The sequence below is a fragment of the Paraburkholderia terrae genome, from assembly GCF_002902925.1.
GTDB classification, from domain to species: domain Bacteria; phylum Pseudomonadota; class Gammaproteobacteria; order Burkholderiales; family Burkholderiaceae; genus Paraburkholderia; species Paraburkholderia terrae.
In genome coordinates this window covers 1,391,200-1,417,588 of sequence record NZ_CP026111.1, presented here as the reverse complement: position 1 = coordinate 1,417,588, position 26,389 = coordinate 1,391,200, and the positions used below count along the sequence as shown (strand labels likewise).

The window sequence follows — 26,389 nt, the reverse complement described above, 5'->3', positions numbered from 1 at the left end:
ATCAGTGAAAGTCTTGAGGTCTGGTGTGCGCCAGACCGTCAAACCGTCATGATCTCGCCTTCCTTGGTCTGTACCAGCTTGTCGATTTCGGCCACGAACTTGTCCGTCAGCTTCTGGATGTCGTCGCTACCGCGACGCTCGTCGTCTTCCGAAATTTCCTTGTCCTTCACGAGCTTCTTCAACGCCTCGTTCGCGTCGCGGCGGAGATTACGCACGGCCACCTTGGCCGTTTCGCCTTCGCTCTTGACGACCTTCGTCAGTTCGCGGCGGCGCTCTTCCGTCAGCGCGGGCATCGGTACGCGGATCACGTCGCCTTGCGACGCCGGGTTCAGACCCAGATCCGATTCACGGATCGCCTTTTCGACGACCGTGATCATCTTCTTTTCCCACGGTTGCACGCCGATCGTGCGCGCGTCGATCAGCGTCAGGTTCGCGACCTGCGAGATCGGCACGGGCGAGCCGTAGTAGTCGACCTGAATGTGATCGAGCAGGCCCGTGTGAGCACGGCCCGTGCGGATCTTCGACAGATCGTTCTTGAACGCGTCGATCGAGCGCTGCATCTTTTGCTCAGCGCTTTTCCTGGTGTCAGCCAAAGACATGATTAAACCTCCGAACCATCAAAACGATGCGGGCCCATAAGCGCGCGAGGCGCAGCCTGAGCCCGCGTTCAAGCCCACAGACGTGAAAGAGAGTTTACACGTGGACGAGGGTGCCTTCGTCTTCGCCCTGCACGATGCGCTTGAGCGCGCCCGGCTTGACGATCGAAAACACGCGGATCGGCAACTTCTGGTCGCGGCACAGCGCGAACGCCGTCGCGTCCATCACCTGCAGATTGCGGCCGATCGCCTCGTCGAAACTGATCGTCGTATAACGCGTGGCCGACGGGTCTTTCTTCGGGTCAGCCGAGTAGACGCCGTCCACCTTGGTCGCCTTCAGCACCACTTCGGCGCCTACTTCCGAGCCGCGCAGCGCAGCAGCGGTATCTGTCGTGAAGAACGGGTTGCCCGTGCCGGCCGCGAAGATCACGACCTTGCCTTCTTCCAGCTGCCGGATCGCGCGCGGACGGATGTAAGGCTCGACCACCTGGTCCATGCGCAGCGCCGACTGCACGCGCGCCTCGATGCCGGCATGACGCATTGCGTCCTGCAGCGCCAGCGCGTTCATCATCGTGGCCAGCATGCCCATGTAGTCAGCCGTTGCACGGTCCATGCCCGCAGCGCCGCCCGCCACGCCACGAAAGATATTGCCGCCACCGATCACCACCGCCAGTTGCGTGCCGAGCCGTACCACCTCGGCCATGTCCGCCACCATTCTTTCGATCGTCGCGCGATTGATGCCGAATGCATCATCGCCCATCAGGGCTTCGCCAGAGAGTTTGAGGAGGACGCGTTTATAGGCAGTGGGCATAGAGATATCCGGGTCGCGCTGAGCAGGGCAAAAAGCCGCCAAACAACAAGAAACTAACTGTAGGGGTGAAATAGGGGTTCGGGCAAGCGCCGCCAAATTGACCTGCCTCGACGACTGATCGGGGCCTGCCGACAGGTGGCTGCGGCACGGCTTTCGCGCGCGCAGCCCGGTGGCGCTGCCGACCGCGGCGAAGTCCAGCTCCGCCGCGGGTGGAAACGGTACTGCGTGAAACTTAAATAACGCTTATTGCTGCTTTGCAGCAGCGACTTGCGCAGCGACTTCGGCCGCGAAGTCGTCCTGACGCTTCTCGATGCCCTCGCCGACCACGAACAGCGCGAACTTCTGCACGCTCGAGTTCGCTGCCTTCAGCATCTGCTCGATCGTCTGCTTGTCGTTCTTCACGAACGGCTGGTTCAGCAGCGACACTTCCTTCAGGTACTTCTGCACCGAGCCGTCGACCATCTTCGCGACGATCTCAGCCGGCTTGCCGGATTCAGCAGCCTTCTGTTCGGCGATGCTGCGTTCCTTCGCGATGAGGTCAGCGGGAACTTCGTCCGACGACAGCGAGACCGGCTTCATTGCCGCGATGTGCATCGCGACGTCCTTGCCGACCTGCTCGTCTGCGCCCGTGTACTCGACCAGCACACCGATACGCGTGCCGTGCAGGTACGCAGCCAGCTTGTTCGACGTTTCGAAGCGTGCGAAACGGCGGATCGACAGGTTTTCACCGATCTTGCCGACCAGCGCCGAGCGCACTGCGTCGACCGTCGAGCCTTCCAGCGGCAGCGCCGACAGCGCGGCGACGTCAGCGGGGTTTTGCTTGACGATGAGTTCGGCGACCTGCTTCGTGAAGCCGATGAAGTCGTCGTTCTTCGAAACGAAGTCGGTTTCGCAGTTCAGTTCGACGATCGCGCCAACGCCGCCTTCGATGAACGAAGCGATCACGCCTTCAGCCGTGACGCGCGACGCTGCCTTGCTCGCCTTGTTGCCGAGCTTGACGCGCAGCAGTTCTTCCGCACGCGCCATGTCGCCGTCGGCTTCCGTCAGCGCCTTCTTGCATTCCATCATCGGCGCATCGGTCTTCGCGCGCAGTTCTGCCACCATGCTTGCGGTAATTGCCGCCATCATTCGCTCCTTGAGTCTGTCTGTCACACGCCGCCCGCATTCGATGCCGGCGACAGGATTTCGTTTCCTGCGCAGCGCACTTTTTTCAGGCGCTGCCGCGTGCCCGTTGCGGCACGCTCATTCAGATCGTCGCGACTTAAAAAAAGGGGGCCTATAGAGAGCCCCCTTTTTTGCCGGACACAGGGTGCTTTACGCTTCCCCGTTGACCTCGACGAACTCGTCGCCGTCGCCACCGCGGGCAGCCTGCACGACTTCGTTGACCGCGTTCGCACGGCCTTCGATGATCGCGTCAGCCACGCCTTGCGTGTACAGTGCGACAGCCTTGCTTGCGTCGTCGTTGCCCGGGATCACGTAATCCACGCCTTCCGGCGAGTGGTTCGTATCGACCACGGCGATGACGGGCACGCCCAGCTTGTTCGCTTCCGTCACGGCAATCTTGTGATAGCCGACGTCGACGACGAAAATTGCGTCAGGAATGCCGCCCATGTCCTTCACGCCGCCGATCGACTTTTGCAGCTTGGCGATTTCGCGTTCGAACAGCAGCGCTTCCTTCTTGCTCATCTTCTCGAGCTCGCCTGCCTCGACTGCTGCTTCCATGTCCTTCAGGCGCTTGATCGAAACTTTCAGCGTCTTGAAGTTGGTCAGCATACCGCCGAGCCAGCGTGCGTTGACGAACGGCATGCCTGCGCGTTGCGCTGCTTCAGCGATCGTGTCGCGCGATTGACGCTTCGTGCCGACAAACAGGATCGTGCCGCGGTTCGCTGCCAGTTGACGCACGTACTTCAGCGCGTCGTTGTACATCGGCAGCGTCTTTTCGAGGTTGATGATGTGAATCTTGTTGCGATGGCCGAAGATGAAGGGGGCCATCTTGGGGTTCCAGAAGCGCGTCTGGTGACCGAAGTGGACACCGGCTTCCAGCATTTGACGCATGGTAACTGCCATGAAAATCTCCGCTAGGGTTGGGTCTTAAGCCGGCTGCCGTATCCGCCGCGCCGTCTTCGCCGCTTCGGGAAGACCTGACGCCGCGAACACCCTGGGTGCGCCGGCTTGCGAATTCCGCGAACCGCGCCATATACATGCATGACGCCGCTCACGAAGAAGCCTGCCGCCGAGTTGAATATGGAATATTCAAACTGGCGATTGACTTAGCCAAAGAGTATAGCACGCGAGCATTGCAGGACTCAACCTGCGCGGTAGCTACCGTGTGGGCCACCGGTTGCACGGCAGCGGCGGCAATTGCCCTGCTCGCGCACCATCTGGCCGCCCGGCAACGCCGCGCGGAACGCCCGCCACAAGCGCCGCGGCCAACCCTCGCGCCCCGCAAATTCCAGCGATCACGTGAATAAGGTGCGATAATTACACGATAACCCGCATTTCAGGCCCGACTCATGGCTATTACGCTCAAAAACGAAGACGATATCGCGCAGATGCGCATCGCCGGACGCCTCGGGAGCGAGGTGCTCGACTACATCACGCCGTTCGTCAAACCCGGCATCACGACGGGCGAACTCGACCGCCTGTGCCACGAATACATGACGAACGTGCAGGGCACGATTCCCGCGCCGCTGAACTACCAGCCGCCGGGCTATCCGCCGTTTCCGAAGGCCGTCTGCACATCGGTGAACGACGTGATCTGTCACGGCATTCCCGGCGACAAGGCGCTGAAGAACGGCGACGCGCTCAATATCGACGTCACCGTCATCAAAAACGGCTATTACGGCGACACGAGCCGCATGTTCATCGTCGGCGAAGGCTCGATCATGGCGAAGCGCCTCGTCCAGACCACGTACGAATGCATGTGGCTTGGGATCGAGCAGGTGCGCCCGGGCGCGCATCTCGGCGACATCGGTTATGCAATCCAGAAGCACGCGGAAGGCCTCGGCTACAGCGTCGTGCGTGAGTATTGCGGGCACGGCATCGGCCAGGTTTTCCACGACGAGCCGCAGGTGCTGCACTACGGCCGCCCGGGCACGGGCATTGAGCTGCAGACGGGCATGATCTTCACGATCGAGCCGATGATCAACGCCGGCCGCCGTGACATCCGTACGATGCCCGACCAGTGGACGGTCAAGACCAAGGACCGCAGCCTGTCCGCGCAATGGGAGCACACCATTCTCGTCACGCCGACGGGCTACGAAGTGCTGACCGTTTCCGCCGGCACGCCCGCCCGCCCGCAAATCGCGGCCGCTGCCACAGCCTGATCACCTTCCCCGCCACCCGCCGCCTATGAGTAGCGTTCACGCTGTCGCCCTTTCCGATGCCACGTCTCTCAAGGCGGACTACAAGGTGGCCAAGACCCCGCTGCTCGATCGCTTCAAGACCGCGACCAATGTCGACACGCTGATGCACGCGCTCGCGCGCATCACCGACGACGCGCTGCGCGGCGCGTGGACCGCATGCGAACTGCCCGCATCGCTGGCGCTGCTGGCCGTCGGCGGGTACGGGCGCGGCGAACTCGCGCCCCACTCCGACATCGACATTCTGGTGCTACTGCCCGACGAGCCGGTGGCGCATCTCGAAGCGCGCATCGAGCGCTTCATCGGGCTCGCGTGGGATCTGGGGCTGGAACTCGGCAGCAGCGTGCGCACGGTCTCGCAATGCATCGAGGAATCGGCGAACGACGTGACCGTGCAGACTTCGCTGCTCGAAGCGCGGCGTATCGTCGGCAGCACGGCGCTGTTTGAGAGCTTTTCACTGCGCTACCGCGACGCACTCGACCCGCGCGCGTTCTTCCAGGCAAAAGTCCTGGAAATGCGCCAGCGTCACGCGAAATTCCAGGACACGCCTTACTCGCTCGAACCGAACGTCAAAGAAAGTCCAGGCGGACTGCGCGACCTTCAGCTGATTCTGTGGATTACCCAAGCAGCCGGCTTCGGCAGTAGTTGGCGCGAGCTGGACGCGCGCGGCCTGATCACCGACCGTGAAGCGCGCGAACTGCGCCGCAACGAAGGCTTCCTGAAAGCGCTGCGCGCGCGTCTGCACGTGCTGGCGGGGCGTCGCCAGGACATTCTGGTGTTCGACCTGCAGAATCCGCTCGCCGAGAGCTTCGGCTTCAAGGCCACGTCCACGCGCCGCGCCAGCGAACAGCTGATGCGCCGCTACTACTGGGCCGCCAAAGCCGTCACGCAGCTGTCGACCATTCTGATCCAGAACATCGAAGCGCAGCTTTTTCCTAGCACGAGCGGTATTACTCGCGTTCTGTCCGATCGTTTCGTCGAGAAACAAGGCATGCTGGAAATCGCCAGTGACGACGTTTTCGAACGCGAGCCGAACGCGATCCTGGAAGCCTTCCTGCTGTATGAAGAGACACCGGGCGTCAAAGGGCTGTCGGCGCGCACGCTGCGCGCGCTGTACAACGCGCGCGACAAGATGGACCACCGCTGGCGGCGCGATCCGGAAAACCGGCGCCTCTTCATGGAAATCCTCAAGCAGCCGCAGGGCATCACGCATGCGATGCGTCTGATGAACCAGACCAGCGTGCTGGGGCGCTATCTGCTGAACTTCCGCCGCATCGTCGGACAGATGCAGCATGATCTGTATCACGTCTATACCGTCGATCAGCACATTCTGATGGTGCTTCGGAACATGCGACGCTTCGCGGTCGCCGAGCACGCACACGAATACCCGTTCTGCAGCCAGCTGATCGTGAACTTCGAGCGGCCGTACGTGCTGTACGTGGCCGCGCTGTTCCACGACATCGCGAAAGGCCGCGGCGGCGATCACTCCACCCTCGGCATGGCCGACGCGCGCCGCTTCTGCCGCGAGCACGACATTTCCACCGACGATACGGCGCTGATCGTCTGGCTCGTCCAGCATCACCTGACGATGAGCCAGGTCGCCCAGAAGCAGGACACGAGCGACCCGGAAGTGATCAAACGGTTCGCCAACCTGGTCGGCACCGAACGTCGCCTGACGGCGCTGTATCTGCTGACGGTGGCCGACATTCGCGGCACCAGCCCGAAAGTCTGGAACACGTGGAAAGGCAAGCTGCTCGAAGACCTGTACCGCGCGACGCTCGCCGTGCTCGGCGGCGCCCGCCCGGACGCGCATTCGGAACTCAAGCAGCGCCAGGAAGAAGCACTCGCCCTGCTGCGCCTCGAAACGGTGCCCGAGAACGCGCACCGCGCGCTGTGGGACAAGCTCGACGTCGGCTACTTCCTGCGTCACGATGCCGCCGACATCGCGTGGCAGACGCGCGTGCTGCACCGTCACGTGGAGACGGAGACGCCGATCGTGCGCGCGCGGCCCTCGCCCATCGGCGAGGCGCTACAGGTGCTCGTCTACGTGAAGGACCGCCCCGATCTGTTTGCGGGCATCTGCGCGTATTTCGACCGCAATTCGCTGTCCGTGCTCGATGCGCGCGTGAGCACCACCCGACACGGCTATGCGCTCGACAACTTTCTCGTTGCACATACCGAGCGTGACGTCCACTATCGCGACATCGCCAACCTCGTCGAACAGGAACTGGCAGGGCGCCTGAGGGCGGAAGGCACGTTGTTGCCGGAGCCGTCGAAGGGCCGGCTGTCGCGCCTGTCGCGCACGTTCCCCGTGACGCCGCGCGTCGACCTGCGGGCCGACGAACGTGGCCAGTATTACATCCTGTCCGTGTCGGCCAACGACCGGCCGGGCCTTCTTTATTCGATCGCGCGCGTGCTGGCCGAGCACCGGGTCGGCGTCCATGCGGCGCGGATCAATACACTCGGCGAACGCGTCGAGGACGTGTTCCTACTTGATGGACACGGCCTCTCTGACAACCGTCGACAAATCCAGGTCGAAACGGAGCTGCTGCGCGCGATCGCAGTGTGAGATTTCATGCGAGTCAAACTGACAGCCAAGCATCCGCGGCCGAGTTCGTCCGAGCGCACCCCTGTGCGTCCGGGCAGCACGACTGCACGCAAGACGACGCGGCCCGCCGCCCCAGCCAAAGGCGCTGCTTCGACGGGGCCGCGCGGCGGCGCCGGCTCCGCCGGCGCAGGTGCTGCGCGCCGAGGCGCGGCAGCGAGCGGCGAAACACCGAGGCGCGCTGCCGGCAAGCCTGCGGGCGGCCCGGGCGAACGACGCGGACCGTCGGCGGGTGCGCGTGACGGCGCATCGCCGCGCTCCGGCGACCGGCCCGCGCGCGCAGCGGGCGCGGGTTCGCGCGAACGTAGCGATTCCGGCACGTTCGAACGCCGTTCGACGGGTGACCGTCCGGCGCGTAAGGAAGGCTCGGCAGGAAGCGGTGGTTTCCGTCGTGACGCGGGCGACCGGACCGAACGACGCGCGCCGTCGGATCGTCCTTCGCGTGGCGCCGCTTCGGCAGGCGCAGGCGAACGCGCACCGCGCTTTTCCCGCGATGGCGACGAACGGCGCAGCGCACCGCGCTTCTCCCGTGACGGCGACGAACGGCGCAGCGCACCGCGCTTCTCCCGTGACGGCGACGCAGGCCGCCCACCCCGCGCACCGCGTGAGGGTGACGAACGCCGCAGCGCACCGCGTCTCTCTCGCGACGACGACGCACGCCGTGCGCCCCGCGCCCCGCGTGACGGCGACGAACGCCGTAGTGCGCCGCGCTTCTCCCGTGACGACGATGCACGCCGTGCGCCCCGCGCCCCGCGTGAGGGCGACGAACGCCGTAGTGCGCCGCGCGTCGGCCGTGACGACGACGCGCGTCGAGCACCCCGCGCCCCGCGTGACGGCGATGAACGCCGCAGCGCACCGCGTTTCGCCCGCGACGACGACGCACGCCGCGCCCCCCGCGCTCCGCGTGACGGCGACGAACGCCGTAGTGCGCCGCGTGTCGGCCGTGACGACGATGCGCGCCGGGCTCCCCGCGCCCCGCGCGAGGGCGACGAACGCCGTAGCGCACCGCGCTTTGGCCGTGACGACGACGCACGCCGCGCTCCCCGCGCACCGCGGGAGGGCGACGAGCGCCGTAGCGCACCGCGCGACCGCAGCGAATCGCCCCGCCCGCGCTTCTCCGGCGAGCGCGATGCATCCGCCGAACGACGCCCAAGCAGCGAAGGTGCGCCGCGCCGTACTCGCAGCGACGACGCGCAAGCCCGCGGCGAACGCACCTACGCGAAGCCAGTGAAGAGCGCGTACGCAAACCGCACGGACGGCGATGCGTCAGCCAGCGCAGCACCGCGCGTACCGAAGGCAAAACGCGACCCACGCTCGCTCGACGACAGCTTCGACCGCCCGGCCCAATTCGACCGCGCGGCCCCGAAACCGGCGCGCAAGGCTCGCCCGGAGCCCGCCCCGCGCCATCGCGACGAGGGCGAATTCAACGACGCCCCCGGCAACCTGCGCCTGTCGAAGCTGATGTCCGAACTCGGCCTGTGCTCGCGCCGCGAAGCGGACGAATGGATCGAGAAAGGCTGGGTAACCGTCGACGGCACTGTCATCGATACGCTCGGCACGAAGGTGCGCCCCGACGCCGATATCCAGATCGATCCCGCCGCGCAAGCCATGCAGATGAAGCTGGTCACGATCCTCATCCACAAGCCGGTTGGCCTGGTATCGGGTCAGGCGGAAGACGGTTACGAGCCGGCCGTGACGCTCGTCAAACCCGAGAACCACTGGGACGGCGACCAGACGGACACGCGCTTCTCGGTCGCGCATCTGCGCCAGCTTGCGCCGGCGGGCCGCCTCGACATCGACTCGACGGGCTTGCTGGTGTTGACGCAGGACGGCCGCGTCGCGAAGCAGTTGATCGGCGGCCATTCGGAAATCGACAAGGAATACCTGGTGCGCGTCGCGTACGGCGACGTCGAAACGGACGTCGAGCAACACTTCCCGCTCGAAAGTCTCGAGCAATTGCGCCACGGCCTCGAACTCGACGGCGTGCCGCTCAAGCCCGCAGTGGTCGACTGGCAGAACGGCGAACAACTGCGCTTCGTGCTGCGCGAAGGCAAGAAGCGTCAGATTCGCCGGATGTGCGAACTGGTCGGGCTGGAGGTCGTGGGCCTCAAGCGCGTGCGGATGGGTCGGGTCATGCTCGGCGCATTGCCGCCAGGGCAGTGGCGCTATCTCGGTCCGGACGAGTCGTTCTGAGATCGGGCGTCAGTCCATTGACGCCTCTCGAGATGAAAAAAGCCCGCTCACGCGGGCTTTTTCCTTTTCATTCGTCTGAAACTCAATCGTCCGATTTCGGATCGAGGTCGGGAAACAGCACTTCGGTAAAGCCGAACTTGGAAAAGTCTGTGATACGCATCGGATACAGCTTGCCGATCAGGTGATCGCACTCGTGCTGGACGACGCGCGCATGGAAGCCCTCGGCGACGCGATCGATCGGTTTGCCGAACTGATCGAAGCCGTGATAGCGAATCATCGACAGGCGGCTGACGGCGCCGCGCAAGCCCGGCACCGACAGGCAGCCTTCCCAGCCCTCTTCCGTATCTAGCGATACGGGCGTGATGGTCGGATTGATCAGCACCGTTTCCGGCACGGAAGGCGCGTCGGGATAACGCTCGTTATGGCCGAAACCGAAGATGACGACCTGAAGATCGACGCCGATCTGCGGCGCGGCGAGCCCGGCGCCATTGGCGTCATGCATCGTCTCGAACATGTCCCGGACGAGTTCGTGCAGTTCGGGCGTGTCGAAATGATCGACTGGCTTGGCGATGCGCAGCAGGCGCGGATCGCCCATCTTGAGGATCTCGTGAATCATGTTGTCTGCCCCTCCAGGAGCTTACGCATACCATCTTCGTCAAGCACGGGGATGCCGAGTTCCTCGGCCTTTGCGAGCTTGCTGCCCGCTTCGGCACCCGCCACCACGTAGTCGGTCTTCTTCGACACCGAGCCGGCCACCTTCGCGCCGGCCGCTTCCAGCAACTCCTTCGCCTCGTCGCGTCCCATCGTGGGCAGCGTGCCCGTCAGCACGACCGTCTTGCCCGCCAGCACGCCCTGCGGCGCCTTCGGCGCGGGCGGTCCTTCCGGCCAGGTCACCTTGCCGGGCGCGCGCAACTGCTCGATGACCGTGCGGTTGTGCTCCTCGGCAAAGAACTGATGAATCGCCTCGGCGACGATGGGGCCGACATCGTTCACTTCGAGCAGTTCTTCGACCGATGCATCCATGATCGGCGTGAGCGAGCCGAAGTGCTTCGCCAGATCTTTCGCCGTCGATTCGCCAACATGCCGGATGCCGAGCGCGTAGATGAAGCGCGCGAGCGTGGTGTGCTTGGCCTTTTCGAGCGAGTCGATGAGGTTCTGCGCGGACTTTTCCGCGAAGCGGTCGAGTTCGGCGAGTGTCGCAAAGCCCAGGTTGAATAGATCGGCGGGCGTGCGCACCAGATTCAGTTCAACGAGTTGATCGATGATCTTTTCGCCCAGGCCGTCGATATCGAGCGCGCGGCGCTGCGCAAAGTGCCACAGCGCCTGCTTGCGCTGCGCAGGACAAAACAGGCCGCCCGAGCAGCGCGCGATTGCTTCGTCCGGCAGACGTTCGATCGCGGAACCGCACACGGGGCATTGCGTCGGCATCACGAACTCGTGCGCGTCGGCCGGACGCCGGTCGAGCAGTGCGCCGACTACCTCCGGAATCACGTCGCCTGCACGCCGCACGATCACGGTGTCGCCGATACGGATGTCCTTGCGACGTACTTCGTCCTCGTTGTGCAGCGTCGCGTTCGTCACCGTCGCGCCGCCGACGAACACCGGTTCGAGCCGCGCGACAGGCGTGATCGCGCCCGTGCGTCCGACCTGCACGTCGATGGCGACGAGCTTCGTCAACGCCTCTTGCGCAGGGAACTTGTGCGCGAGCGCGAAGCGCGGTGCGCGCGACACGAAACCCAGCGTGTCCTGCTGGTCGCGGCGGTTCACCTTGTAGACGACGCCGTCGATGTCGTACGGCAGCTTGTCACGCTTCTCGCCCACCTTCTGGAAGAAGCCGAGCAACCCTTCGGCGCCCTGTACGACCGCGCGCTCGCTGTTCACGGGCAAGCCCATCTCGTGATACCAGTCGAGCAGTTCGCTATGCGTGGCCGGCATCTCGATGCCGTCGAGCACGCCGATCCCATACGCAAAGAACGACAGCGGACGCTGCGCGGTGATCTTCGAATCGAGTTGCCGCAAACTGCCCGCCGCCGCATTGCGCGGGTTCGCGAACTCGCGCTGTTCCGCGTCACGCTGACGCTGGTTCAGCTTGTCGAAATCGCGCTTGAACATCAGCACTTCGCCGCGCACGTCGAGCAGCTTCGGCACGCGCTTGCCCTTGAGCTTCAAAGGTATCGAGCGGATGGTGCGCACGTTCTCCGTGACGTCCTCGCCCGTCGCGCCGTCGCCGCGCGTGGACGCCTGCGTGAACTGGCCGTCCACGTAGCGTAGCGAGATGGCCAGACCGTCGAACTTCAGTTCGCACGCGTAGTCGACACTCGCCTCGTGCAGCGCGTCCGACACGCGCTTGTCGAAAGCCGCGATGTCTTCATCCGAAAAGCCGTTGTTCAGCGACAGCATCGGCAGGTCGTGTACGACGGGCTGAAAGCCGTTCGCCACTTCGCCGCCGACCCGCTGCGTGGGCGAATCCGGTGTGATCAGATCGGGATGCTCGCTTTCGACCTGCTGCAGTTCCTTGAACAGCTTGTCGTATTCCGCGTCGGGCAAGTCCGGCTGGTCGAGCACATAGTACGCGTGGTTCGCGCGCTCGAGTTCGGCGCGCAGCCACAACGCCCGCTCGGCGGGTGCGCTGGTTGCTGGATCAGGGACGTTGGTTCGGGCCATGCTGTCGGCGTTTCGCGGATGGTAACGGGATGTCAGATTATCTCAGGAAGCGCTTCCTGTCGCATCGGCCGGATGGCCAGTTTCGTGCGCGCGCAAACCCAGGCCGAACGTATTCCTACAAGTCCTGGCCGATCGGCCAGTTCGCGCGCAAACCGTTGACAGCGCGCGGCTCGCAATGCGACCTTGTCGCCTGCCGTCCATCGCGTGCTTCCCGTCCACATCGGCACGCATCGACTGGGAGAACTTATCGCCATGTCCGCCATCGTCGTCCGCTTCGTCCGTTTCGTCCGTTGCCTGCTCATGCTTCTGGGAGCGCTCGCCCTTTTCAGCGCGCGAGGCGCAATGGCAAGCGAGCAGGTGGTCACCGTGCCGCTCGCGGAGGGCCCGTCGATGTCCTATCTGCTCACGCAGCAGGACGGCAGCGCGCCGCATTGGGTGCTCGTGATGTTCCCAGGCAGCGCGGGCGATCTCGATCTGTCGCAACAGCCCGACGGCACGATCCGCATGCGCGAGAAGAACAGCTTCCTGATTCGCGCACGCCAGCTATTCGTGGACGCGCAATTTGCAACGGCAATCATCGATGCCCCGTCCGATCAACCCGGAGGCTACTCCGACGCGTTCCGCGCATCGCCGCGCTCCGCGCAGGATCTCGCCCAGGTCGCAGCCAGTCTGCGCAACCGCTTCCCGCAAGCGAAGCTCGTGCTGGTCGGCACCAGCCGCGGCACGATCTCGACGGCGTATGTGGGCCGCGCGTTGCCCGACGTGTGGGACGCCGTCGTGCATACCTCCACGCTCAGCAGTCCCGCGCGCGGCCAGGCCACGCCGTTGATCGGCTTCGATTACGGCGCGATTCGTCCGCGCCAGCTATTCGTGCAGCACGCCGATGACGGCTGCTTCCTCTGCTCGTACGAAGCGCTAAGACGCATCGCGGAGAGCGGCCAGTACGCGCTGATCACCGTGCATGGCGGCGACGTGCGCGGCAAACCCTGCGAGGCGTTGTCGCATCACGGGTTCTATGGAAGGGACGAGGCGGTGGTCGCCGCGATCAAGGCGTGGATCAGCGGCCAACCGTGGCAGGACGACGTGGGATGAAGCCGCTCGCAGAGTGGGCTGCGCAAGGCAACTACGCGAATCGGCAAGTCAAAATGAAAACCGCCTGAAGCGGCAGCGCGCGTCAGGCGGTTTGTATAGTTGCGACGACGCTTCGTCGCGTAACAAGTGTCGTGCGCTTACTGACTGAACAGTCGCCGCGTCGCCGGCGAGCCAGCGGGAATCCCCGCCTGCTCGAGCTTCGCATAAAGCGTCATCAACTGCTGCTCGATGGCGAGCAGCGCGCTTTCGGGCAACGGCCGACGGCCATCGTCGACCACGCGCCCACCGATACGCTCGGCCAGCGACTTCGCGTAGTCGCACATCAGGCGGAATGGCAGGATGTCTTCGTCGGCAACGGGCACGTCGAGCACCAGCGTGATCATCTGGCCGCCCTTGTACGTGAGATCGTCGCGCAGGAAGTTGGTGTCGCCGAACTGCAGCATGAACACCGGGCTTTGCTTGGCGTCAAGCTTGACGAAGCGCGTGCCGTCGCGCGACAGCAGCAGTCCGTCCTGCGACGCGACGGCCTGCACGTAGTTGGCCGACCATGGCGCGCCATCGGACAGCACGTTGATCGACAGTTGCGCGTCGCATTGCGCGGCAAAGCCGTCGAGTTCACGCGCCATCGACACCGTTTCCATCATGTCCGGAAACTCGGGCGATGCATCGAGCGCGTCGGCGAATTGCTGGACACCCGTAACGAACTCAGAGAACTCCAGCTCGTTGAGCGGGCCGCTGCGGTTCGCAAGCTGCGCAGCCGCGCGCAGGTCTTCGTAGCGCACGCCGTTTTGCAGCAACTCCCATGCGCCGCCGCCTTCCGGCTTGCCTTCGATATGCACCGGCTTGCTGCCCGCGCGGCGCAGACGCTGCGCGAGCGGCAGCACCTTGTCGCCCGTCACGGGCGACGAAAGCCTGATCGGCACGATGCAGTCGATACGCCGATCGACGATGGCCGGCGGCGCCGACGAAATCGTCGTGGCAGCGGGCAGAATCGGCTCGTTGCGCTCGTCGTCGGCTTGCACCCCGGCACCCGGCTGCGCGGCCTCTTCATCTTCGGGGAAACCGTTCGGCGACGTGTTCTCAGCCTGGATATCCGCAGGGGTATCGAGCGGCGCGGCACCGCCGAAAGTCGGCTCGACGCGTGCGGCTTCCGCCTGCTCGCCCGCATTGGATTCACGGCGCGTCGTCGGGCGCGCCGGCTCGATGAACGGGCTTTGCTCCATCTGGTCGTCCCGGACGAGCGGGTCCGCCGCATCGGCGGGCATCGGCCGCGGCATCTTGCGGCGCACCTTCGCGCCCTGCCACGCGTTGTAGACCACTACTCCCCCGACCACCACGGCGCCCGCGCCAATCAATCCGAGTGTCAACTCGTCCATGCACACTCCATCTGCAATTCTTTTCGTCGTTGCGCGCAGCGCCGGGTTCGCGCGGCTGACACGTGGCACCGAAGGTGGCACGTACCGCCGCTGCGGGCGCAGGCGCGCAGCGAATTCATTTCTGTTTCAGCAACACCCGCGCACAACCGAAGCGACGCGCGGGTGGACGTTTAAACGATATTCTGGACAAATCCCGCAGCCGTTTCCATGTCCACGGCCACGATCCGCGAGACGCCCTGCTCCTGCATCGTCACCCCGATCAGTTGCTGCGCCATTTCCATCGCGATCTTGTTGTGGGAAATGAACAGGAACTGCGTCTTCTCCGACATCGCGCGCACGAGGTTCGCGAAACGTTCGGTGTTCGCGTCGTCGAGCGGCGCGTCCACTTCGTCGAGCAGACAGAACGGCGCCGGATTCAGCTGGAACATCGCGAACACGAGGGCCGTCGCCGTCAGCGCCTTTTCACCGCCCGACAGCAGGTGAATCGTCGAGTTCTTCTTGCCCGGCGGCTGCGCCATCACCTGCACGCCGGCGTCGAGAATCTCGTCGCCCGTCATGATGAGTTTCGCCTGGCCGCCGCCAAAGAGACGCGGGAACAGCTCGCCGAAATGATGGTTCACCTGGTCGAACGTGCCTTGCAGCAGCGTGCGCGTTTCCTGGTCGATCTTGCGGATCGCGTCTTCGAGCGTTTCGATTGCGTTGTTCAGGTCGGCCGATTGCGCGTCGAGGAAAGTCTTGCGTTCCGACGCCGCCTTCAGCTCGTCGAGCGCGGCCATGTTGACGGGGCCGAGCGCGGTGATCGCGTTGTTGATGCGCGTCACTTCGCCCTGCAGATACGACGGTTTCATGTCCGGCGTGAGCTTCGCCTGCAGGTCGGCTTCGTCGACACCCGCCGCCGTCAGCTGCTCGATGAACTGCTCGGCGTTCAGGCGCGCGGCCTGTTCCTTCAACTGCAATTCAGTGATGCGGTCGCGCAGCGGTTGCAACGAGCGTTCAGTGGTCAGCCGCAGTTCGTCCAAAGCACGCAGCTTCGCGGTCAGATCGTCGAGTTCGAGACGCGCCGCGTGCAGCGACTCTTCTTTCGCGCGGCGGATTTCAAGCGCGTCGTGCAAACCCGTATGTGCCGTCTGCTCGTTGATCGTTTCGAGTTCGGCGCGCGCGTCTTCGAGCGAACCGGCGACGCGCTCGCTCTGCTCGTGCGCGACCTGGATGCTGCGCTTCAGCTCGTCGATACGGTTCGCCGAGTTGCGCGCGGCAAAGCGTGCATCGGTGGCGGCGCGGTCGAGCTCTCGCGCTTCGTTGCGCGCGTTGCCGAGTTCTTCATCAAGCGATTCGAACGCAAGCTGGTTGTCTTCGAAACGCGCCTGCAATTCGGCGAGTTCGCCGTCGTGGCGCTCGAAGTTCGCTTCCGATTCGGCACGCAACGCACGCTGCTCGTCGATCTGCGCGGTGATCTCTTCGAGTTCCTCGCTGATCTGCGTGCTGCGCTGCGTGTAGCGTTCGTGCGCCTGCGTGAGCTTGAGCACGTCCATCTGCAGCGCGTGTACGCGCTGGGTCGCGCGCTCGGCTTGCTGGCGCACTTCCGTCAACGCATTCGATGCCTGCGTATGCGCGGCTTCCGCGCGAATCGCGGCTGCCTTCGCCTCTTCGGCGAGCAGCGCCTGCGCGCGCACCTGGCGCGTCAGGTTTTCGATTTCCTGCTGACGCGCGAGCATGCCCGCCTGCTCGGAATCGGCCGCGTACAGTTGCACGCCGACGCGCGTCACGACGTGCCCAGCCTTCACGACAAACGCGCCGCCTTCCGGCAGTTGCGCGCGCATCGACAGCGCCTGGGGCAGATCGTCGGCGATGAACGCGTTGCCGAGCCAATCGTTGAGCACCGCGCGGATGCCGGCGTCGTCGATGCGCACCAGCGACACCAACGGCCGCAGCGACGGCGGCGCAGCCACCGGCTGACCGGCCGCGGGCGGCGCGTAGAAGGCGAGCTTGGCGGGCGGCGCGTCGCTGACGAAGTGCTTCACCCAGTCGAGATTCGACACTTCGACCGCGGCAAGACGCTCGCGCAGCACGGATTCGAGCGCGGTTTCCCAACCGGCTTCGACATGCAGCTTCTTCCACAGACGCGGCAGCGCGCCAAGCTCGTGCTTGTCGAGCCACGGCTGGACCTTGCCTTCCGTCTGCACGTTTTCCTGCAACTGGCGCAGTGCGGCCAGACGTGCTTCGAGCTGATGGATCTGCGCGCTTTCCGCCTGCACGCGATCTTGCGCGGCGCGGCGCTCGCCGTCCAGACGCGGCAGCGTGTCCTGCGCATCGGCAAGACGCGCTTGCGCTTCGCTCAGAATCTCTTCGTGCTCGGCAAGCTGCATGCGCAACTCTTCAAGCTGCGCCTCGTCGGGCGCGTCCAATCCGCCTGCTTCCGTCTTCAGACGTTCCTGACGCTGCTGCAACTGCTGCAACTGCTGGTCGGCGTTGCGCTGGTGCGCAGCTTCGAGCTTGAGCGCCTGCTCGGTCTGCGCGATACCGGCGCGCTCCTCGTTCAGTTGCGACTGTGCATCACGCCAGCGCGCTTCGAGTGCGGGCATCGCGTCGTGCTTCGCGGCCGCCGTCTCTTCGGCGATCACCGCCTTTTCTTCGCCTTCTCCAAGCTGGATTTCGGCGTCTTCGAGATCGTCCTGGGCCTTTTGCGCCTGCGCGAGCCACTGCTCGCGCTGCGCCGTCAGCGCGGCGATCTGCGCCTGCACGCGGTTGCGCGATTCGACGATGAACTTGATCTCGGCTTCAAGGCGGCTCACCTCGGCGTTCGCTTCGTACAGCGCGCCTTGTGCGCCCTGCATCGCGTCGCTGGCCGAATAGTGCGCGACACGCAGCGTTTCGAGTTGCGCTTCGACTTCGCGCAGCTTCGCCGTATGCGCTTCGAGGTCGATCTGCGCCTGTTCGATGGCGCGCTTCTGCTTGTCCTGCTCGGTGCCCGCTTCGTTCTTGCGCAACAGCCACAACAGGCGCTGCTTTTCTTCGCCTTCGGCCTGCAGATCCTTGTACTTCGTCGCGACGACGGCCTGCGCTTCGAGCTTTTCCAGATTCGCCGTCAACTCGCGGACGATATCCTCGACGCGAGTCAGATTCTCGCGCGTGTCGTGCAGACGGTTCTCGGTTTCGCGGCGGCGTTCCTTGTACTTCGACACGCCCGCAGCTTCTTCGAGGAACACGCGCAGTTCTTCGGGCTTCGCCTCGATGATCCGCGAGATCATGCCCTGCCCGATGATCGCGTACGCACGCGGGCCGAGGCCCGTGCCGAGGAAGATGTCCTGGATGTCGCGGCGGCGCGCGGGGAGATTGTTGATGTAGTAGCTCGACGTGCCGTCGCGCGTCAGCACGCGCTTGACGGCGATTTCGGCATACTGGCCCCACTGGCCGGCGGCACGGCCGTCGGCGTTGTCGAACACGAGTTCGACGCTGGCGCGGCTACCCGGCTTGCGCGCCGTCGAGCCGTTGAAGATCACGTCCTGCATCGACTCGCCGCGCAGCTCCGAGGCGCGCGATTCGCCGAGCACCCAGCGCACGGCGTCGATGATGTTGGACTTGCCGCAACCGTTGGGACCGACCACGCCGACGAGCTGGCCCGGAACCTGGAAATGCGTGGGATCGACGAATGACTTGAAGCCAGCGAGTTTGATCGAGGTCAGACGCACGGCGATTTCGCTGTTTGAGAAATAATTTATGGAAACGGAACGCGCGGGTTCATCTGCGAACCGCCATCGGGTTCACACCCCGACTGACGGCACGATGGAGCGCGAGCCCGCTGCGATTCCGGCGCCGCGGTGCGCCCTACGCTGCACCGCCGGCCAATGAGGGGCAATCATACCATCGCGCGTGGGCGATTCTTACCGTTGCCATCGGCGTTTCCATCCTTGCCGGCGTCCGTCTTCTCTGCAGGCTTCGCCCGATGCACCCAGCTCGACAGCGCCGACGCCAGCACGATGCACGCGCCGCCCGCCCATTCGCGCGGACCGGGCACTTCGCCCGCGAACAGCCACGCCGTGAGCGCCGTGATGACGATCTCGAACAGCATGATGATCGACGCCCGGTTGGCCGGCACGCGTGCGAGACCGTATTGCACGAGCATGTTGTTGGTGGCCAGCACGAAGCCGATCGCGAGCACGAGGAACACGGCCATGCCGATGTGCTCGCCCGTCGGCGGCGCGGGCATCGATTCGAAGAAAGATGCGCAACCGCCGAAAATCGCCGCGCCGCCGAAGATCACAGCCGTACGCATCTCCGCCTTCATGCCGGGCAGCACGCGGCTCGTCTTGAGGGTCAGCACGTTGCTCATCGCGAAGGACATGCCCGCCGCGAGCCCCGCCCATTCAGCGAGACTGCCGGGCACGGGAATGCCGAGCTGCGGCGACCACAGCATCATCATTGCGCCCGCCAGCGACAGCGCAGCGAGCCCCGCGCCCGCCCACGTCAACCGCTCGTGCAGGATGAAATGCGCGAACAGCGCGGTCCATGCTGGCGTCAGATAGAACAGCAGCAGCACGCGCATCACCTGGCCGTGGATCGCGCCCCACACGAAGCCAAGATTGGTGATGCCCGCGAACAGCGCGAGCGCGGGCAGCAGCCAATGCCAGCGGACCGTCCTGATCGCGCTGCGCCGCACGAGCAGCACGAACAGGCACCCCGCGCCGCTCGTCAGCGCGCTCGCGGCCGTGCCCGTCACGCCAAGCGCGTGGAGCATGCGCAGCGGATACCAGACCATGCCCCATACCGACGCGCCCAGCATGATCGCGAGCGTCGGCCATGCGTGGCCCAAGGTGTTGCGAAGCGGGAGATTCATCGCGCGATGCTCCCGCCGATGTCCAGCGTGTATTGCATGACTGCCTTGCGTTGCGTGTTGCCCTTGTTGCTCTGTGTATTGCCGGCGACGGCGGCGCGTGATCGCTGCCAGCCATTGCCGCTGAATTCTTTACCGTTGCATCCGGTGACTGCCCGCATTGTGTCTCCACTTTCTTCTTTGTGCCTGCCGTATCGACTTTAGCGTTAGCGTGCCCATCTCGTTCCCAGCGCCGCAAAGCCTTGTCCAGATGGACGATGGGCCGTGCCCCGGCCTGCCGACACGCTATAATCGATCGCTCGTCGCCGGTGCCGCGCAACCGCTTCGATGCCGCCGCATCCGAGGGCCTGCGCATCGTGTCCGCCGCGCGCCGCTTTCGCTGTGTCAGCCTGTGTCAGTCCGACAATCCGTCCTGCAACACGCCGAACCTACGCCGAACCGCCAAGTGAATCCGCTACTCGACTCCCTTCAGTCTTATCCCTTCGAAAAGCTGCGCCTGCTCTTCAAGGACGTCACACCGCCCGCCAGCCTTGCGCACATCAGCTTCGGGATCGGCGAGCCGAAACATCCGACGCCCGAGCTGATCAAGAAAGCCGTGATCGATTCGCTCGGCGGTCTCGCGGCCTATCCGCTCACGCTCGGCACGCCGGCGCTGCGCGAAGCGATCGCGAAGTGGGTCACGCGGCGCTACAACCTGCCGCCCGTCGACCCCGCCACCCAGGTGCTGCCCGTGTCCGGCTCGCGCGAGGCGCTGTTCGCACTGGCGCAGACGGTGATCGACCCGAAGAAAAACGCCAGGGGCGAACCTGCGATCGTACTCTGTCCGAACCCGTTCTATCAAATCTACGAAGGCGCGGCGCTGCTGGCAGGCGCGCAGCCGTACTTCGCCAACAGCGACCCGAAGCGCAACTTCGCGTGTGACTACTCCGCCATTCCCGACGACGTCTGGGCGCGCACGCAGCTGCTCTACGTCTGCTCGCCGGGCAACCCGACGGGCGCCGTGCTGACGCTCGACGACTGGCGCGAACTGTTCGAACTGTCGGACCGTCACGGCTTCGTGATCGCGTCGGACGAATGCTACTCGGAGATCTATTTCGACGAGGCGCGTCCGCCGCTCGGCGGTCTGGAAGCGGCGCACAAGCTCGGCCGGGGTTTCGAGCGGCTCGTGATGCTGTCGAGCCTGTCGAAGCGCTCGAACGTGCCGGGCATGCGCTCGGGCTTCGTCGCGGGCGACGCGGCCATTCTCAAGCAGTTCCTGCTATACCGGACTTATCACGGCGCCGCCTTGTCGACGGTCTTTCAAACTGCGAGCATTGCTGCGTGGAGCGACGAGGCGCATGTGCGCGAGAACCGCGCGATGTACGTGCAGAAGTTTTCGACCGTCACGCCGATGCTCGCCGACGTGCTCGACGTCAAGCTGCCCGACGCCGCGTTCTACCTGTGGGCGAATGTCGCCCGCACGGGCCTGACGGACGACGAGTTCGCCCGCCGCCTGTACGCCGACTATAATGTGACGGTTCTGCCCGGCTCGTATCTCGCGCGCACCGCGCACGACACGAACCCTGGCCGCGATTTCGTCCGCCTCGCGCTGGTCGCGGGCGTCGACGAATGCACGGAGGGCGCGCGGCGCATCGTCGAGTTCTGCCGCTCGCTGAAAAGCTAGATCCGGCATTTCTCACACGTCGCAGGGAGCGCCGCCGCCGCGCTCCGCCCTCACCCGCTTTCCGATTTCAACCTTCTCGAAAGAGCACCACGAACATGTCGCAACAACTTCAGCAGATCATCGATACCGCCTGGGACAACCGCGCCGAGCTGTCGCCGAAGGCCGCGCCCGCCGACGTGCGCGAAGCCGTCGCGCATGCCATCGAGCAACTCGACAAGGGCGCGCTGCGCGTCGCCGAAAAGAAGGATGGCGACTGGGTCGTCAACCAGTGGCTGAAGAAGGCCGTGCTGCTGTCGTTCCGCCTCGAAGACAACGCGCCGATGCCGGCCGGCGGTTACTCGCAGTTCTACGATAAGGTGCCGTCGAAGTTCGCCAACTACACGGCTGAAGACTTCGCCGCAGGCGGCTTCCGCGTCGTGCCGCCCGCCATCGCGCGCCGCGGCTCGTTCATCGCGAAGAACGTCGTGCTGATGCCGTCGTACACGAACATCGGCGCGTACGTCGATGAAGGCACGATGGTCGACACGTGGGCCACCGTCGGCTCGTGCGCGCAGATCGGCAAGAACGTACATCTGTCGGGCGGCGTGGGCATCGGCGGCGTGCTGGAGCCGCTGCAAGCCAACCCCGTCATCATCGAAGACAACTGTTTCATCGGCGCGCGCTCGGAAGTCGTTGAAGGCGTAATCGTCGAAGAGAACTCGGTTATTTCGATGGGCGTGTACCTCGGCCAGAGCACGAAGATCTATGACCGCGAAACGGGCGAAGTCACGTATGGCCGCATTCCGGCTGGCTCGGTGGTGGTCGCGGGCAACCTGCCGTCGAAGGACGGCTCGCACAGCCTGTACTGCGCCGTGATCGTCAAGAAGGTCGACGCCAAGACGCGCGCGAAGGTCGGCCTGAACGAACTGCTGCGAGGCGACTGATGGCGCGCGGCGCGAAGACGACCGTCTACGGCATTCCGAATTGCGACAGCGTGAAGAAAGCGCGCGTGTGGCTCGAGGAACACGGCGTCGAGTTCGAGTTTCACGACTTCAAGAAGGCCGGCGTGAATGACAAGCTGATCGAGGACTGGCTCAAGGATGTGCCGCTTGATCAGCTCATCAACAAGCGCGGCACGACCTGGCGCGGCCTGTCGGACGTGCATAAGGCCGAGGCCGACACGACGGCCGGCGCGATCGCGCTGATGATCCACAAACCGTCGATCATCAAGCGGCCCGTGATCGTGGTGAACGGACGCGTGAAGACGCTGGGCTTTTCGGCGGAGAACTACGCGTCGCTGTTTGCCTGAGCTTTCTGCGCTTCAGCGCACGCAGGTAAAAGCTGTTGCCGGCCCGTTCGGGCCGGCATTTTTTCACCCTGGATTCAAGCGTGACCGTTGGCCACGCGTCTCATCTGCTGGTTGGAAGGAACTGAATCGATGTCCGGCACACTTGCCCTTACCGAAGCCCTGATCGGCCGCGCGTCCGTCACGCCCGACGACCAGAACTGCCAGCGCCTGCTGATCGAGCGCCTGTCCGCAATCGGCTTCGAATGCGAAACGATCGAATCGAACGGCGTGACGAACCTGTGGGCCGTCAAGCGCGGCACCGCGGGCCAGGACGGCAAGCTGCTCGCGTTCGCGGGCCACACCGACGTCGTGCCGACGGGCCCGCTCGATCAATGGACGTCGGCGCCGTTCGAGCCGACTCACCGCGACGGCAAGTTGTACGGACGCGGCGCCGCCGACATGAAGGCGTCGATCGCCGGCTTCGTGGTGGCGAGCGAAGAGTTCGTCGCCGCGCATCCGCAGCATCGCGGCTCGCTCGCGTTGCTCATCACGAGCGACGAAGAAGGCCCGGCGACGGACGGCACCGTGAAGGTCGTTGAAGCGCTGCAGGCGCGCGGCGAGCGTCTCGACTATTGCGTCGTGGGCGAGCCGACGTCGAGCGTGCAGTTCGGCGACATGGTGAAGAACGGCCGCCGCGGCTCGATGTCGGGCAAGCTGACCGTCAAGGGCGTGCAAGGGCACATTGCGTATCCGCATCTCGCGAAGAACCCGGTGCATCTGCTCGCGCCCGCGCTCGCCGAACTGGTCGCCGAGCACTGGGACGCAGGCAACGAATATTTCCCGCCTACCACCTGGCAGGTTTCGAACATCCATAGCGGCACGGGCGCGACCAACATCATTCCGGGTCACGCGGAAGTGATGTTCAACTTCCGCTTTTCGACGGCGAGCACGGTGGAAGAACTGCAAAGCCGCGTACACCAGATTCTGGACAAGCACGGCCTCGAGTACGACCTGAAGTGGACCGTGAGCGGCCTGCCCTTTCTGACGCCGCGCGGCGAGTTGTCGAATGCGCTGGAAAGCGCGATCCACGCCGAAACGGGCCTCACGACGGAACTGTCCACCACGGGCGGCACGTCCGATGGCCGGTTCATCGCGCGCATCTGCAAGCAGGTGATCGAATTCGGCCCGTTGAATGCGAGCATCCACAAGATCGACGAACATGTCGAAGTTGCACATATCGAGCCGCTCAAGAACGTCTATCGACGCGTGCTCGAACAACTGATCGCCTGACGGAGGGCCCAGACCATGACTCATCCGTTTTCCACGGTTCGCGATGTGCTGCGCCATGCGGTGTCGCAGTTCAACCAGGCCGACCTGGCGTTCGGCCACGGCTCGTCGAACGCTTATGACGAAGCCGCGTATCTCGTGCTGCATACGCTGCATCTGCCCATCGACCTGCTCGAGCCGTTTCTCGATGCACGCCTCACGTCCGAAGAAATCGACGCGGTGCTGAAAGTGGTCGAGCGGCGCGCGAAGGATCGCGTGCCCGCCGCCTACATCACGCAGGAAGCGTGGATGCACGGCTATCGCTTCCATGTCGACGAGCGCGTGATCGTGCCGCGTTCGTTCATCGGCGAACTGCTGCAGGATGGCTTGCAGCCGTATGTCGAGGACCCCGAACAGGTTGGCGCCGTACTCGAACTGTGTACGGGCTCCGGCTGTCTCGCGATTCTCGCGGCGCACGCCTTCCCGAATGCCGACATCGATGCCGTTGACCTGTCGCCCGCCGCGCTCGAAGTCGCGGCGCGCAATGTCCACGACTACCAGCTCGACGAACGCGTGGCGCTCTTCGAAGGCGATCTGTATGCGCCGCTGCCCGAGCGCCGCTACGACGTGATCATCACGAATCCGCCGTACGTGAACGCGGAATCGATGAAGGCGCTGCCCGCCGAATACAAACACGAGCCGGAAATGGCCCTCGCGGGCGGTGCGGACGGCATGGATATCGTGCGTCGCATCATCGCCGAGGCACGCAACTGGCTGACCGACGAAGGCGTGCTGGTGATCGAGATCGGCAACGAGCGCGCGCATGTCGAAGCGGCGTTCGGCGGCCTCGATCTCGTGTGGATGTCGACTAGCGCCGGCGACGACAACGTGTTCCTGATCCAGGCAAGCGATCTGCCCGGCAATTGAGGCCGTCAGGTGCTCGCAAGCGCCTGATCGTCGCACACCACGACGCACGCCACCCGCCTGGGTGCCGTGCGTCGTGTGCTTTTGGGCCCGTACATTCGATGTGCATAAGCATCGATTTGCGTAAAAAGCCCGTCACGCTTTGACGACGGGCTGACCGCGACGCCAGCGCTTTCGGTAATATGAGCGCGACCGCGCTGCTGTAACCCGGCAATGTAGCCAAGTAAACGAGCCCGGCCTCGACAAGTGCCGCCACGAAGTCAACTACGCGCAGCGGAAGGCCAACGCTCGCACGCTTATGCAATTCGATCTGCTTCACATCGGCACGCTCGTGTTTCTCGCCCACGCGCTGGGCGTGATCGCGGCTTGCCACGCCATCCTGCACACCCGCACATCGCAAGGCGCGATCGCGTGGGCGGTGTCGCTCGTCGCGATGCCGTATCTGACGCTGGTTCCGTATCTGTTCCTCGGCCGCAGCAAGTTCGCCGGTTACGCGGACGCGCGCCGCCTCGAGAACGAAACGCTGCGCACGCGTGCGCATCCGCCTGAGTGGGACACGGAAGCCTCGTCGCACGGCCGTCCGACGGAAGTGCTCGGCCACCAATTCGTGCGCTCGCTCACGCGCCTGTCCGGCATGCCGTTTCTGCCGGGTAACCATGTGCGCACGCTCGTGAACGGCGAAGCGACGTTCGCGGCGATTCTTGATGCGATCGAAACCGCGCAGCACTACATCGTCGTGCAGTTCTTCATCGTGCGTGCCGACGCGCTCGGCGAAATGCTCAAGGACGCGCTGCTCGCGAAGGCCGCGCAAGGCCTGCGCGTGTATGTGCTGTACGACAGCATCGGCAGCTTCGACCTGCCGCATCGCTATGTCGCGTCGCTGCTCGCGGGCGGCGTGCAGATGCATCCGTTCGCGACGAACCGGCAGTTCGTCAACCGTTTCCAGCTCAACTTCCGCAATCACCGCAAGATCGTCGTGGTGGACGGCGAGCGCGCGTTCGTCGGCGGACATAACGTCGGCGTCGAGTATCTGGGCGGCAAGCCGCCCCTGTCGCCGTGGCGCGACACGCATATCGAAGTGCGCGGCCCCGCCGTCGCCAGCATCCAGTTCGTGTTCACGGAAGACTGGTACTGGGCCACGCAGGATCTGCCGCAGTTCGACTCACCACCGCCCGCGCGACCTGGCGACGGCATGCACTGCCTCGTCGTGCCGACAGGCCCGGCGGACAAACAGGAGACCTGCTCGCTGTTCTTCGTCGAAGCGATCAACGCGGCGCGCGAGCGTGTCTGGATCACCACGCCCTACCTCGTGCCCGACGAAGCCGTGTTCGCGGCCTTACGGCTCGCGACGCTGCGCGGCGTCGACGTGCGCATCCTGATTCCGAGCCGCCGCGATCACCGCGTCGTATTCGAGGCGTCCAAGCTCTACGCGTACGACTCGATACGCGCGGGCGTGCGCGTGTTCCGTTACCGGCCGGGCTTTCTGCATCAGAAGGTGGTGCTGATCGACGACGTCGCGGCGGCCGTGGGCAGCGCGAATCTCGACAACCGGTCGTTTCGCCTGAACTTCGAGATCATGGTGCTGACCGTGGACCAGGGCTTCGCGCTCGAAGTCGAAGAGATGCTGCTGCGCGACTTCGCCGAATCGTTCGAGATCGACCGCAGCGAGTATCGCAACGCGCCGGCACTGCGGCGCGTGTTGATGCATGTCGCGCGGCTCTTCGCGCCGATCCTGTGAC

At 64.7% G+C, this 26,389-nt stretch carries 20 protein-coding genes; 10 read left to right on the top strand and 10 right to left on the bottom strand.

Annotated features, from left to right (window positions below; genetic code table 11):
* Nucleotides 1–38 precede the first annotated feature (38 nt).
* The 4 genes from frr to rpsB all read right to left on the bottom strand — a co-directional run bounded on the left by frr (nt 39) and on the right by rpsB (nt 3,474).
* A complete protein-coding gene (frr, locus tag C2L65_RS06340) occupies nt 39–599 on the bottom strand; it encodes a ribosome recycling factor (RefSeq protein WP_007585407.1) in 561 nt (186 codons plus the stop codon).
* Nucleotides 600–693: 94 nt separating this feature from the next.
* Nucleotides 694–1,407, bottom strand: coding sequence for a UMP kinase (gene pyrH, locus C2L65_RS06335; protein WP_007585409.1), 714 nt, complete (start codon nt 1,405–1,407; stop codon nt 694–696).
* A gap of 243 nt (nt 1,408–1,650) precedes the next feature.
* Nucleotides 1,651–2,532, bottom strand: coding sequence for a translation elongation factor Ts (gene tsf / locus C2L65_RS06330; RefSeq protein WP_042307269.1), 882 nt, complete (start codon nt 2,530–2,532; stop codon nt 1,651–1,653).
* A gap of 189 nt (nt 2,533–2,721) precedes the next feature.
* On the bottom strand, nt 2,722–3,474 hold the full coding sequence (gene rpsB / locus C2L65_RS06325; protein ID WP_042307235.1) for a 30S ribosomal protein S2: 753 nt from the start codon (nt 3,472–3,474) through the stop codon (nt 2,722–2,724).
* Between the two features lie 446 nt (nt 3,475–3,920).
* On the opposite strand from rpsB, the gene map reads away from it, so the two are divergent.
* Genes map through C2L65_RS46510 form a run of 3 tightly spaced genes read left to right on the top strand, consistent with a single transcriptional unit; the run spans nt 3,921 to nt 9,567 of the window.
* Nucleotides 3,921–4,733, top strand: a complete 813-nt coding sequence (gene map, locus C2L65_RS06320) for a type I methionyl aminopeptidase (RefSeq protein WP_042307234.1) — start codon at nt 3,921–3,923, stop codon at nt 4,731–4,733.
* A 25-nt stretch (nt 4,734–4,758) separates the two neighbouring features.
* Entirely contained in the window at nt 4,759–7,338 is a 2,580-nt protein-coding gene (locus tag C2L65_RS06315) for a [protein-PII] uridylyltransferase (RefSeq protein ID WP_042307233.1), read from the top strand.
* A 6-nt stretch (nt 7,339–7,344) separates the two neighbouring features.
* Complete coding sequence (locus C2L65_RS46510) at nt 7,345–9,567, top strand: pseudouridine synthase (RefSeq protein WP_233446478.1); 2,223 nt, start codon at nt 7,345–7,347, stop codon at nt 9,565–9,567.
* Between the two features lie 82 nt (nt 9,568–9,649).
* On the opposite strand, the gene def is transcribed toward C2L65_RS46510, so the two are convergent.
* Nucleotides 9,650–10,183, bottom strand: a complete 534-nt coding sequence (def, locus tag C2L65_RS06300) for a peptide deformylase (RefSeq protein ID WP_007580570.1) — start codon at nt 10,181–10,183, stop codon at nt 9,650–9,652.
* Nucleotides 10,180–12,231, bottom strand: coding sequence for an NAD-dependent DNA ligase LigA (gene ligA, locus C2L65_RS06295; protein ID WP_042307231.1), 2,052 nt, complete (start codon nt 12,229–12,231; stop codon nt 10,180–10,182). The genes def and ligA overlap by 4 nt, the downstream gene beginning before the upstream one ends.
* 252 nt (nt 12,232–12,483) lie before the next feature.
* On the opposite strand from ligA, the gene C2L65_RS06290 reads away from it, so the two are divergent.
* Nucleotides 12,484–13,323 carry an alpha/beta fold hydrolase gene (locus C2L65_RS06290; RefSeq protein ID WP_042307230.1) on the top strand — a complete coding sequence of 280 codons (840 nt, stop codon included), beginning with the start codon at nt 12,484–12,486 and terminating at the stop codon, nt 13,321–13,323.
* 137 nt (nt 13,324–13,460) lie between these two features.
* Here C2L65_RS06290 and C2L65_RS06285 read toward each other — a convergent pair whose 3' ends face one another.
* The 4 genes from C2L65_RS06285 to C2L65_RS45395 form a co-directional block, all read right to left on the bottom strand.
* Complete coding sequence (locus C2L65_RS06285; RefSeq protein ID WP_042307229.1) at nt 13,461–14,699, bottom strand: cell division protein ZipA C-terminal FtsZ-binding domain-containing protein; 1,239 nt, start codon at nt 14,697–14,699, stop codon at nt 13,461–13,463.
* Between the two features lie 170 nt (nt 14,700–14,869).
* A complete protein-coding gene (smc, locus tag C2L65_RS06280; RefSeq protein WP_042307228.1) occupies nt 14,870–18,388 on the bottom strand; it encodes a chromosome segregation protein SMC in 3,519 nt (1,172 codons plus the stop codon).
* Between the two features lie 167 nt (nt 18,389–18,555).
* Complete coding sequence (locus C2L65_RS06275; RefSeq protein WP_042307227.1) at nt 18,556–19,533, bottom strand: DMT family transporter; 978 nt, start codon at nt 19,531–19,533, stop codon at nt 18,556–18,558.
* Entirely contained in the window at nt 19,530–19,691 is a 162-nt protein-coding gene (locus C2L65_RS45395; protein ID WP_156132282.1) for a hypothetical protein, read from the bottom strand. Before C2L65_RS45395 ends, C2L65_RS06275 begins: the two co-directional genes overlap by 4 nt.
* Before the next feature lie 284 nt (nt 19,692–19,975).
* Between C2L65_RS45395 and dapC the strand changes: the two genes are divergently transcribed.
* From dapC to cls, 6 genes are all read left to right on the top strand, one after another.
* The gene (gene dapC, locus C2L65_RS06270; RefSeq protein ID WP_042307226.1) at nt 19,976–21,193 is read left to right on the top strand and encodes a succinyldiaminopimelate transaminase; all 1,218 of its coding nucleotides are present in this window, start codon (nt 19,976–19,978) and stop codon (nt 21,191–21,193) included.
* A gap of 95 nt (nt 21,194–21,288) precedes the next feature.
* Nucleotides 21,289–22,116: a 2,3,4,5-tetrahydropyridine-2,6-dicarboxylate N-succinyltransferase gene (gene dapD, locus C2L65_RS06265; RefSeq protein ID WP_042307225.1), complete on the top strand. Its 828-nt coding sequence runs from the start codon at nt 21,289–21,291 to the stop codon at nt 22,114–22,116.
* Nucleotides 22,116–22,481, top strand: a complete 366-nt coding sequence (locus C2L65_RS06260) for an ArsC family reductase (RefSeq protein WP_042307224.1) — start codon at nt 22,116–22,118, stop codon at nt 22,479–22,481. Before dapD ends, C2L65_RS06260 begins: the two co-directional genes overlap by 1 nt.
* Before the next feature lie 129 nt (nt 22,482–22,610).
* Nucleotides 22,611–23,750, top strand: a complete 1,140-nt coding sequence (gene dapE, locus C2L65_RS06255) for a succinyl-diaminopimelate desuccinylase (RefSeq protein WP_042307264.1) — start codon at nt 22,611–22,613, stop codon at nt 23,748–23,750.
* Nucleotides 23,751–23,765: 15 nt separating this feature from the next.
* Complete coding sequence (gene prmB / locus C2L65_RS06250) at nt 23,766–24,653, top strand: 50S ribosomal protein L3 N(5)-glutamine methyltransferase (protein ID WP_042307222.1); 888 nt, start codon at nt 23,766–23,768, stop codon at nt 24,651–24,653.
* A 295-nt stretch (nt 24,654–24,948) separates the two neighbouring features.
* On the top strand, nt 24,949–26,388 hold the full coding sequence (gene cls / locus C2L65_RS06245; RefSeq protein ID WP_042307220.1) for a cardiolipin synthase: 1,440 nt from the start codon (nt 24,949–24,951) through the stop codon (nt 26,386–26,388).
* Nucleotide 26,389: the final 1 nt, after the last annotated feature.